Annotated in this window: 8 protein-coding genes, 1 pseudogene and 1 other annotated feature; of the genes and pseudogenes, 6 read left to right on the top strand and 3 right to left on the bottom strand. The window is 36.8% G+C overall.

Translation table 11 applies throughout. The features are described 5' to 3' along the window. Positions 1-20 precede the first annotated feature (20 nt). A complete protein-coding gene (locus NSQ71_RS17105) occupies positions 21-575 on the bottom strand; it encodes an ECF-type riboflavin transporter substrate-binding protein (protein WP_327873717.1) in 555 nt (184 codons plus the stop codon). A 30-nt stretch (positions 576-605) separates the two neighbouring features. Next, complete coding sequence (locus tag NSQ71_RS17100) at positions 606-1,475, bottom strand: SAM hydrolase/SAM-dependent halogenase family protein (RefSeq protein ID WP_094244298.1); 870 nt, start codon at positions 1,473-1,475, stop codon at positions 606-608. Between the two features lie 56 nt (positions 1,476-1,531). Further along, positions 1,532-1,827: a binding site (T-box leader), on the bottom strand. Positions 1,828-2,103: 276 nt separating this feature from the next. Here NSQ71_RS17100 and NSQ71_RS17095 point away from each other — a divergent pair. Beyond that, positions 2,104-2,626 (top strand): annotated as a pseudogene (locus NSQ71_RS17095) (IS3 family transposase); the annotation flags it as partial. A gap of 375 nt (positions 2,627-3,001) precedes the next feature. Here the strand turns inward: NSQ71_RS17095 and NSQ71_RS17090 are convergent. Further along, positions 3,002-4,129: an ROK family transcriptional regulator gene (locus NSQ71_RS17090; RefSeq protein WP_311066625.1), complete on the bottom strand. Its 1,128-nt coding sequence runs from the start codon at positions 4,127-4,129 to the stop codon at positions 3,002-3,004. 177 nt (positions 4,130-4,306) lie between these two features. Between NSQ71_RS17090 and xylF the strand changes: the two genes are divergently transcribed. From xylF to xylB, 5 genes are all read left to right on the top strand, one after another. After that, on the top strand, positions 4,307-5,386 hold the full coding sequence (gene xylF, locus NSQ71_RS17085) for a D-xylose ABC transporter substrate-binding protein (RefSeq protein ID WP_340734302.1): 1,080 nt from the start codon (positions 4,307-4,309) through the stop codon (positions 5,384-5,386). A gap of 251 nt (positions 5,387-5,637) precedes the next feature. Further along, a complete protein-coding gene (locus NSQ71_RS17080) occupies positions 5,638-7,158 on the top strand; it encodes a xylose ABC transporter ATP-binding protein (RefSeq protein ID WP_063388727.1) in 1,521 nt (506 codons plus the stop codon). Then, positions 7,133-8,299, top strand: a complete 1,167-nt coding sequence (locus NSQ71_RS17075; protein ID WP_066249365.1) for a sugar ABC transporter permease — start codon at positions 7,133-7,135, stop codon at positions 8,297-8,299. The genes NSQ71_RS17080 and NSQ71_RS17075 overlap by 26 nt, the downstream gene beginning before the upstream one ends. 33 nt (positions 8,300-8,332) lie before the next feature. After that, positions 8,333-9,655 (top strand): xylose isomerase, encoded by a 1,323-nt coding sequence (gene xylA / locus NSQ71_RS17070; protein WP_066249361.1) that lies wholly within the window; start codon positions 8,333-8,335, stop codon positions 9,653-9,655. Positions 9,656-9,741: 86 nt separating this feature from the next. After that, complete coding sequence (gene xylB / locus NSQ71_RS17065; RefSeq protein ID WP_340734301.1) at positions 9,742-11,241, top strand: xylulokinase; 1,500 nt, start codon at positions 9,742-9,744, stop codon at positions 11,239-11,241.

Genomic DNA, 11,241 nt, shown 5'->3' with positions numbered 1-11,241 from the left:
TCAAAACTCACAATGTGCTTTTATTCTTTATCAAGACTTCCTTTTTGACTGCGTGTTTTTGCATAGAGTAAAAGAAGAAGTGTTCCAATGACGGCAACTGTTACCATATTGGAAATTCCAACAACTAATCCTTGCAGGAAGACTTTATTTGCTGGCTCAGCATAAACCAGTATATCAAGAGAAGGTGCGACAAGGAACCAGCCGATTGCTTGAACAATCACCTGAACAATATTAAATGTAATAATTTTTTTAGTGCCGAATTCACCAGATTCGATATCGATGCTTTTGGAAGCCAGACCAATTAAAAATCCGACAAGCAAGCTGACAACAACCCAACTCCACCAAATAGATCCATAAAATATTAAGTCTTTTAACGCATGACCGATAAGTCCGATGAAACCGCCTGCGACAGGCCCAAAAATAATTGACATAAGTGCTAAAAATGCATAAGTTGTTTCAATATTGGAATTTGGTATCCCTGTTGGAATGGACGCAAATCTTCCCAGAATAACAAAGACAGCTGCTCCAATTCCGATTGCTACGATTGTTTTGATCGATAGATTGTTTTCTTTCATGAACTTCCTCTCCTTTTTTTATTTTTATGATTATATTGAATTTCCATTATATACGAAATTCGGTACTTTGCAGATAGTGATTTTCCATTTGGCACCTGCTTCAATATGGTAGGCCTTCGCAAATGATCCTTGATTGATTGCCACACCGATTTTGTCGAGCGAATTGACGTAAAGCAAAGGCTCGCCCAAATGACTATCCGCAAATGATCTGCCAAACGTCATAATATTTTTATATACTTGTCTTGTTTCATTTTCAATCGTTACTTCAAAAGAATCTCCGTAATCTACGTCTAACTTCTGAAACAAGCTGCGATCAATATTGGTCCATAAGTTTCCAAAGCGGACATCAAGTATATCAATATTCCCTTTAATCGCACCATTTTGAATATAGGCTTCTAAAACCGGCAGTTCAATTAGCGAATCGATTGGAATTTCCGGTCCCACCTGTTCAAACGTAATCACTTCGGATGCAAGCCGTGCGCCGGTATAAGCGTAAATATCACGTCCATGGAAGGTATAAGAATGCCCGGAATTTGGCAGCCGGTTTACCTTTTCATCGATCAGCCTTGCTTCTTCGATCCCAATATACTTCTTTATATGTGTGATCGTTCCATTGTCGGGTGTCACAATATATTGGTTTGATTTTGTCTTCACAACAATGCTTCTCCGTTCTGAACCGACACCCGGATCAACAACAGAAATAAATACCGTCTCCTTTGGCCAATACGATATCGTTTGGTACAGCCTATAAGACGCTTCCCAAATATTATATTGGGGAATATCGTGGGTCAAATCAAAAATCCTCAGGCTGGGATTAACATTCAAAGCGACTCCATACATTGCACTGACAGCTCCATCGCTTAATCCAAAATCAGTTTGAATAACTAAAAAACGATTCATAAATTTTCCCCCATACATTGTTGTTTTATAAAAAAAACCACGTCTTTATCTATATAGATAAGGACGTGGTTTTGCTCACGTGGTACCACCTTACTTCACTGTTTGCTCGCACAAAACAGCCTCTGCCAGTACTACGGGCTTAATCCCTTCATACTGTGGTATTTGTAACGAGTACCAAACTCGGCGGAACCTACTCGTACCTTCGTGCTTTGTTGGGATAAAACACGAAAATAATACTTTCAGCACGCAACTCAGAGGCCATTGTTCGGGTTCGTATTTTTGCTTCTTCTCAGCTACCGAAGCTCTCTGTGAAAAATAACTGAACCTTACTTTTCCTCTTCATAGTCATTGTAAGAAAATTATTAACAATTTTTTAATTAATTATAATCACCGCCGCGAACATGTCAAGCGTTGGAATACGAAAAGTATGGAATGTGGCGGGGATTTGGTGTGGAGTGCTGGGTATTAGGCTTGATGTGGAACTTTTTTAGGTCTGATGTGGAAAAGATTTAGGTCGAATGAAAAATATGTTTGTGCGTATGTGGAACAAACTTGGTTCGGATAGTGAACAACCTTTTGCACGGCTGTACTTCACCCGTAGTGGGCTTGAAAACGCAGATATGCTTCATTAAACCAACATTTTACTGTTACGAAACCAAATGAAGTATGGGTAGCTGATATCACATACATTCTAACGGATGAAGGTTGGCTTTATCTAGCTAGTATGATGGATTTGTATTCAAGGAAAATAGTCGGCTGGCATATAGACTGTTCCATGAAAAAGGAGCTAGTGTTAAGTGCTTTAAAGCAAGCCTATCAGCGTCAACAACCACAGGGTTCTATCCTCCATCATTCTGATCGAGGGAGTCAATATGCTTCAAATGACTATCAAGCTAAGCTAATGGAATACGGAATGAAATGTAGCATGAGCCGCAAAGGAAATTGTTATGACAACGCTTGTATTGAATCATTTCATGGGATAATTAAAAAAAGAACTAATTTATCAGACTCGTTATAAAACAAAAAAGAGCATATTTGAGTATATAGAAATATTTTACAATAATAAACGTATTCACTCCGCAACAGAGTATTTTTCACCATCTGAATACGAACGTATGTACGAAAAAAGGAGCTTAATTAGCATATTATAGTTAGACCCGAAAATTACCTTTAAAAATAATTAGGACAACGTCGTAATTATTTTTAAAAGGCCACCAAGCGATAGCGCGGTAGCTGCGAAAAAAATTTATAAATTTTTGTGTCTACTTTATTGACCTAATATCAGAATCCCTCAAAGACAAACTTCTGAGAATAAAATATGTAACCGATATTAAAAACACATAGGTGACAAACAAAAACAATCATAAAACAAAAAATAGACCTCGCTTGAACGAATGAGGTCTAGTACTTGTATTCATACACTAATCTTTGTTTCTCAATCAAACTGCCTGTTTTTTGCTTACAAAAAATAATCTTCAACTCACTTGAGGAAGCCCATGCTCTGTTTTTTAAATAAAGATTTATTTTTAACCCTTTCCAATCGAAAGAAAATTTTCAATCGCAAATGCTGATACTCCCAGTGCTGCGGAGTAAATCGATAGTTTTGAAAAGTTTATTTGTAAGTCTTTTTGGTGAAAATCTAATGTATGCTCGTTAATGGATTTTATAGTTGGTTGCTCGATTAAGTGTTTCGCCTTAGCTAGCCTATTTCCGATAATGATTTGTTGTGGATTAAATGTTTTAATTAAATTGGAAATACCTATCCCTAAGTAGGAGCCAATTTGCTGAAAAATGTCTTTAACGTTTTTGTTTTCTTCGGCCATTTTGATAAGCTCCTCTAGTGTCGCGTCTGGTAAAATATGTTTCGCTTGATGGAGTAATGCATGCTCAGAAGCATAAGCTTCCCAGCAACCAGAATTCCCACACCGGCATTTTTCTCCATCGACTACAATCGTCATATGTCCACTTTCACCAGAATAGCCATTCATCCCCTTGTATAGTTCTCCTTTCAGTATAATACCTACCCCAATACCGATTCCTGCGCTAATATAGATAACGTTATGGAAATTTACACCAGCTCCAAATCGAATTTCTCCATACGCGCCCGCATTTGCTTCATTTTCAACAATGATTGGGTAGTCAAATTCATGATAAATGATGTCCAGCAAATCGACATTCTTCCACTTTAAATTCGGGGCAAGCAATACTTTTCCGCTTTTATCTACAATACCTGGTACGCCAATTCCGATCCCAATAACCCCATACCTGCTTTGAGGTGTATGTTCGATAAGGTTTTTAATCGTTTCTATTGTTAAATGAATAATTTCGTCAAAGGAAAGATTGTGTATTGATTTATGTTTTTCGTACACCACGTTGCCTTCTAAATCAGTTACAATTCCTAAAATATAGTTCACACCAATATCTAATCCGATGGAGTAACCGGCCTTCTTATTAAAGAGCAGCATAACCGGTCTTCTTCCTCCGCTAGATTCCCCAGGCCCTGACTCATAAATGAATTCTTCTTCGATTAATTCATTGACTAACGAAGAAACTGTAGCTTTATTTAGACCTGAGTGTTGCGCGATATCTGCACGTGAGATGGGAGCATTTGTGATGATCGTTCTAAGTACGATTTCTTTATTCTTTTTTTTCACGATTTGTTGGTTCCAAGTAGTTATGGTCAAAAGTTCTTCAGTCCTTTCTTCACTTAATATAAATGATATAGAAAAATTATATAACAAACTTTGTTTATTGTGTAGACAAACTAAGTTTTCGGTGATAAGATTGAATTGTAAAAAAATTTATATTTATTAGAAGAGGAGGTTCTCTTTGTGAGGAAATGTAAGGGCTTTCTATCCATTCTTTCTTTTCTATTCGTATTTGTATTAGCAGCTTGTGGTCAAGATGTCAGCAATGAAAGCGGTAACAAGAATTCTGAAGGCGAAAAAGATAAACTCACCATTGGACTATCTGTATCAGATTTAACATTAGAGCGTTGGCAGCATGATCGGGATTTTTTTGTAGAAAAAGCGAAAGAGTTAGGAGCAGAGGTTTTAGTTCAATCCGCGAATGGTGATGAAGCAAAACAATTATCACAAATTGAAAATATGATCTCACAAGGTATTGATGCGCTTGTTATTATTGCCATCAACTCAGATTCACTAACGACCGTTGTTGAGCAAGCAAAAAGTAAAGGTATTCCCGTTTTGGCATACGACCGATTAATAAATGGTGCAGAAATTGATGCCTATGTATCATTTGATAACGTTAGAGTGGGTGAAATGCAAGCAGAGTATCTAGTTGAAAAAGTCCCTAAAGGTAAATATTTTCTAATGGGCGGTTCTCCAACAGACAACAATGCAAAAATGTTTAGAGAAGGCCAAATGAATGTTCTTCAACCGCTTATCGATAAAGGGGATATTGAAGTTATAGGGGATCAATGGGTGAAAGGCTGGGACGCAAACGAAGCGTTAAAAATTATGGAAAATGCATTAACAGCTAATAATAATGACATTGACGCAGTTGTAGCATCAAACGATAGTACAGCTGGAGGAGCTATCCAAGCCCTTGAAGCTCAAGGCTTAGCAGGGAAGGTTGTTATTTCCGGTCAAGATGCTGACTTGGCAGCAGTCCAACGCATTGCGGAAGGAAAACAGTCTATGACAATTTATAAACCTATTAAAGCCATTGCAACAAAGAGTGCGGAAGTTGCTGTTCAATTGGCAAAAGGTGAGAAGGTTACATCCGATTCCACAATAAATAATGGAAAAGTAGATATCCCATTTATTAAATTAGATCCAATTAAAGTGGATAAAGAAAATCTTATTGATACAGTAATCAAGGATGGGTTCCATTCTTACGATGAAGTATATAAAAATGTACCAGAAAGTGAACGTCCACCACGCCCATAGTCAGGTTTTAAATCATAACAAAGCGTATAAAATGGGAGGAAGTTTCCCAGAGCTATCAAGTTAAGAAAATCTCTTTTCAGCATCAGTGTTCTTTTATCCTTTCGCGTTTCAATTTCTTTTCTTAATGCGATTGAAATATCGAAAAAGAAAGAGTTATTTCACTAACTTGGCGTGTATGGGAAAGCTCCCCCCATTTATCTGATTACTTTATTGCAGGTGGTGAAAAAGGATTGGAAACGTTTGCGCTTCAAATGAAAGGAATTACGAAAGATTTTCCTGGTGTACGTGCATTAGATAACGTCACATTTTCAGTACGTAAAGGGGAAATCCATGCTCTATGTGGTGAAAATGGAGCAGGAAAATCAACTCTAATGAAAATACTTAGCGGTGTATACCCTCATGGAACTTATGAAGGTCAAATATTGATAAACGGGAAAAAAGTTCAATTTAAATCGATCAAAGAATCCCAAGACGCAGGAATTGCTATTATTTATCAGGAGCTGGCATTAGTTGGTGAAATGACAGTTGCAGAAAATTTATTTTTAGGCCATGACTTAATGAGATCTAAAATCATTAACTGGAACAAAATATATGCAGAGGCTCAGAAATGGTTAGATCAAATTGGATTAGATATTGATCCGGAAACAAAAGTTAAGGATTTAACAGTTGGTAAACAACAGTTAATAGAAATTGTAAAAGCACTTACAAAGAAAGTAGATATTTTAATATTGGATGAGCCGACAGCAGCTTTAACTGAAAGTGATGTTGAAATATTGATGAACCTTTTACATGATCTGCGTTCAAAAGGGGTTACCTGCATTTATATTTCTCACAAGCTCGGTGAAGTGATGTCATTGGCCGATTCAGTTACTATATTACGAGACGGGAAAACAATTAGCACGGATTCTATTGAGAATTTAACTGAAGATATGATTATTACGAAAATGGTCGGTCGAGAATTAACAGAACTTTTCCCATATGAACCTCATCCAATTCGTAATGAAAAAATACTGGAAGTGAAGAATTACTCTGTTTTCGATGAAAATGGAAAACAAGTGATTCAGGATGTATCCTTCTCGCTAAAAAAAGGTGAAATACTCGGTTTTTCTGGATTAATAGGGGCCGGGAGGTCAGAATTATTTATTAGTCTGTTTGGCGGATTTAAGGGAAAAAAAACGGGAACAGTCCTGATCGATGGAAAACCAACAAATATACAAAAACCTGCTGATGCAATCAAGGAAGGTTTAGCCTATGTATCTGAAGATCGAAAACGATACGGTTTAGTTTTAGGGATGGATATTACGAAAAACACGACTCTTACAGCTTTAAACAAAGTTATGAAGTTGAAAGTGATTGATGAAGCTTTAGAAATAAAAAGTACTGAGGACATAACGAAGAAAATGAATTTAAAAGCTCCAAGCTTAGAAGCAGCTGTAGGTCAATTAAGCGGTGGAAATCAACAAAAAATCGTTTTAAGTAAATGGTTACTAAATGATCCGAAAATCTTAATACTTGATGAACCGACAAGAGGAATTGATGTCGGGGCAAAGTATGAAATATATAAAATCATGAATGATCTTGTTAAACAAGGTGTCGGTATTATTATGATCTCATCTGAGCTGCCCGAAGTAATGGGAATGTCCGATCGTATTCTTGTCATGTCAGAAGGAAGAATCACCGGAGAATTTTTAAGAGAAGAAGCGACTCAAGAGAACATTATGAGATGTGCTACTGGAGGGAAAAAAAGTGTCCAGACAACTATCAACAGTTAATGTAAATGAGCAAAGGAATAAAGGTATAAGTTTTAAACTTGATCTGCAATCATACACGCTTATGATTGCCCTTGTGTTAATAGCTGTTATTTTCAGCATTTTTACAGGAGGAGAATATTTATCTTCTCGTAATCTCTCTAATTTATTTACGCAAATGTCTGTCATTGCTGTGCTTGCGGTTGGTATGACACTTGTTATAGTAGCAGGTCATATTGATTTATCTGTAGGTTCGTTGGTTGGGTTAACTGGAGGCATTGCTGCTATTTTACAAGTTTGGCATGGCTGGAGTACTTTTTCAGTCGTTTTCGCTGCGATCATCATTGGAGCGATTTTAGGTTTATGGCAAGGATGGTGGGTAGCTTATCGGGCGGTGCCTGCTTTTATTGTAACACTCGGGGGTATGCTTGTTTTTCGAGGTATTCTAATTGGATTAAGCAAAGGACAAACTATTGCACCAATGAGTGAAAGTTTTAAGCAAATTGGGAACAGTTATCTTCCTTATGTACCGGGGTATATTTTAGCATTAGTTAGTATAGTAATTCTTGTTTTTTGGACTATTAGAAATCGTTCTAAAAGAATGAACATGGGACTTATGATACCAGCTGCAACCGTAGATTACGGAAAAGTTGCCGTATACTCTATTTTCATTCTCCTCATTACATATATGTTAAATCGATATTACGGTATCCCTGTTCCATTTTTAATTGTTGCTTTGTTATCGATTATTTTTATCTTTATTTCTAATAAAACAGCGTTCGGGCGTTATATTTATGCGATTGGAGGGAACCAAGAAGCTGCAGCTCTTTCTGGTATCAATATAAAGCGTAATATACTTTGGGTGTTTATTATAATGGGAGGGCTTTCTGGTGTTGCAGGTGTTTTATTAACTAGTAGATTAAATGCAGCGACAGTAAATGCAGGTAATATGTATGAGCTTGATGCAATTGCAGCTTGTGTAATTGGCGGTACTAGTTTAATGGGTGGTAAAGGTAAAATATTTGGAGCCCTTATTGGAGCTTTAATTATGGCTAGTATTGACAATGGCATGAGCATAATGAATATTGAAACATTCTGGCAATACATTGTTAAGGGTCTCATTCTCATAATCGCAGTATGGATTGATATTTCTAGTAAAAAATAAATAAAACTAGTTTAAGAATGGGAGGAAATGAATATGACATACTTTGAAAATGTAAATGAAATCAAATATGAAGGACCTAAATCTTCGAATCCTTTAGCTTTTAAATATTATAATCCTGATGAGGTTGTCGGTGGAAATAGGATGGAAGACATTTTCCGTTTTAGCGTTGCATACTGGCATACATTTACAATGGACGGGAGTGATCCTTTCGGCCACGGAAATATGATTCGTCCGTGGGATAAATATACGGGAATGGACTTAGCAAAAGCACGTGTGGAAGCTGCATTTGAATTTTTTGAAAAGCTGAACATACCATACTTTTGCTTTCACGATGTAGATATAGCGCCGGAAGGAAGTAATTTAAGAGAAACTTATAAAAATTTAGATGAAATTGTTGCGATGATAAAAGAATATATGAAAACAAGTAAAACGAAGCTTCTTTGGAATACAGCCAATTTGTTCTCACATCCTCGTTTTGTTCATGGAGCGGCAACTGCGGTAAATGCCGATGTGTTTGCTTACGCTGCAGCAAAAGTGAAAAAAGGGTTGGAAATCGCAAAAGAACTTGGGGCAGAAAACTATGTATTCTGGGGTGGACGGGAAGGCTATGAGACCCTGTTAAATACGGACATGAAGTTAGAGCTAGATAATCTTGGACGCTTTTTGCATTTAGCTGTTGATTATGCGAAGGAAATAGGTTTTTCTGGTCAATTTCTCATTGAACCGAAACCGAAGGAACCTACAAAACATCAGTATGATTTTGATGTAGCAACGGCTTTAGCGTTTTTACAAAATTATGGTCTTAAAGACTATTTTAAATTTAACATTGAGGCCAACCACGCTACATTAGCAGGTCATACTTTTGAACATGAACTTCGTGTAGCAAGAATTAATGGTATGCTAGGTTCTGTTGATGCGAATCAAGGAGATCCATTACTAGGTTGGGATACAGACGAATTCCCAACAGATTTATATTCTACAACGTTGGCGATGTATGAAATTTTACAAAACGGCGGGCTTGGCAAAGGCGGATTAAACTTTGATGCAAAAGTGAGAAGAGGCTCATTTGAACCAGAAGATTTATTCTATGCACATATTGCGGGTATGGATAGTTTTGCAATCGGTTTAAAGGTTGCTCAAAGATTAATAGATGATAAAGTTTTAGAAAGCTTTATTGAAGAACGCTATAGTAGCTATCATCATGGAATTGGAAAAGATATTGTAGAAGGCAAGACTGATTTCCATAAATTAGAGGAATATGCGCTGCAACTTGGAGATATTCAAAACTCTTCTGGAAGAACAGAACGATTGAAGTCGACAATCAATCAGTATTTATTATCTGTTCTTTCTGAATAGATTTTATCTTCGTTAGGACGTACCTGGTTTAAATAAATAACAATCTGGTATGTCCTTTTATTTAATAACAATAAAGGGTGATCTCAATGAAATATGTGATTGGTATTGATTTAGGGACTAGTGCGGTAAAAGTTTTATTAATGAACCAAAACGGTGAAGTATGTAAGGAAATTTCCAAATCTTATCCGCTTATTCATGAAAAATCGGGGTACAGCGAGCAAGATCCGGCTGAGTGGGTAAAAAAAACAACGGAAGCATTAGCAGAGTTAGTGAAAGATTTCGATGGTCATGTTGAGGACATTGAAGGAATAAGCTTTTCGGGACAAATGCATGGGTTAGTATTGCTGGATAAAAATTACCAAGTACTACGGCGTGCAATTTTATGGAATGATACAAGAACGACTCAGCAATGTAAGAAAATTTATGATGTGATCGGAGAGGAAAAGCTACTTAATATCACAAAAAATCCTGCATTAGAAGGCTTTACACTACCGAAGCTTTTGTGGGTGAAAGAGAATGAAAAAGATATTTATGAAAGAGCATCTGTATTTATGCTGCCTAAAGATTATTTACGTTATTGTATGACTGGTCAAATACATAGTGAATATTCAGACGCTGCCGGTACTTTATTATTGAATGTTCACGAAAAAGTGTGGAGTAAAGAAATATGCGAGTTGTTAGGTATTGATATTTCTCTGTGCCCGCCTCTTGTCCATTCTTATGAATGTGTAGGAACAATCACATCATCATTGGCTGAAAGTACCGGGCTATCAAAATCGACTAAAGTTTATGCCGGTGGCGCTGATAATGCGTGTGGTGCAATTGGTGCCGGCATTTTATCAGAAGGAAAAACGTTATGCAGTATTGGAACATCAGGTGTCATCCTTTCTTATGAGGAAAATAGTGATCGGGATTTCAAAGGTAAGGTTCATTATTTTAATCACGGAGAAGAAAATGCTTATTATACGATGGGAGTGACTCTATCAGCTGGTCACAGCTTAGAGTGGTTTAGAGAAGTTTTTGCTAAACAAGAAGATTTTCATACATTACTTTCAGGTATTGAAAATGTACCAATCGGATCGAATGGACTAATTTTTACTCCATATTTAGTTGGAGAACGGACACCTTATGCCGATTCTGTCATTCGGGCAAGTTTTATTGGGATGGATACTTCCCATCATAAAAAAGATTTTGTACGAGCAGTTCTAGAAGGAATTACAATGTCTCTCAATGAATCGATCCAGATCTTTAGGGAAAGCGGAAAGAAAATAGATACTATTGTATCAATTGGTGGGGGAGCAAAAAATGAAACTTGGCTGCAAATGCAGGCAGATATCTTTAACGCCAGAATTGTAAAATTGTCGAGCGAGCAAGGTCCAGCTGTTGGGGCAGCTATGCTAGCAGCAGTTGGGGCTGGTTGGTTTGCATCTTTAAACGAATGTGCAGAAGTTTTTATTAAGCATTCTAAAGTGATTGAGCCTATTCAAGAAAATGTTGATAAATATAGAGAGCTATTTGCCATTTATCAACAAGTCTATGCAAAGACAAAAGAATTAAATGAATCATTAGCATTTTTTAGGAATTAA

This window comes from Aeribacillus sp. FSL M8-0235, from assembly GCF_038000355.1.
In the GTDB taxonomy this organism is placed as follows: domain Bacteria; phylum Bacillota; class Bacilli; order Bacillales; family Aeribacillaceae; genus Aeribacillus; species Aeribacillus composti.
The sequence above is the reverse complement of the archived record's forward strand: the minus strand, read 5'-3'. Positions and strand labels throughout refer to the sequence as shown.

Coding starts and splice junctions, on each gene's coding strand:
- NSQ71_RS17105 (WP_327873717.1), bottom strand. CDS start 575: ATGAAAGAAAACAATCTATCGATCAAAACAATCGTAGCAATCGGAATT.
- NSQ71_RS17080 (WP_063388727.1), top strand. CDS start 5,638: ATGAAAGGAATTACGAAAGATTTTCCTGGTGTACGTGCATTAGATAAC.
- xylB (WP_340734301.1), top strand. CDS start 9,742: ATGAAATATGTGATTGGTATTGATTTAGGGACTAGTGCGGTAAAAGTT.
- NSQ71_RS17100 (WP_094244298.1), bottom strand. CDS start 1,475: ATGAATCGTTTTTTAGTTATTCAAACTGATTTTGGATTAAGCGATGGA.
- xylA (WP_066249361.1), top strand. CDS start 8,333: ATGACATACTTTGAAAATGTAAATGAAATCAAATATGAAGGACCTAAA.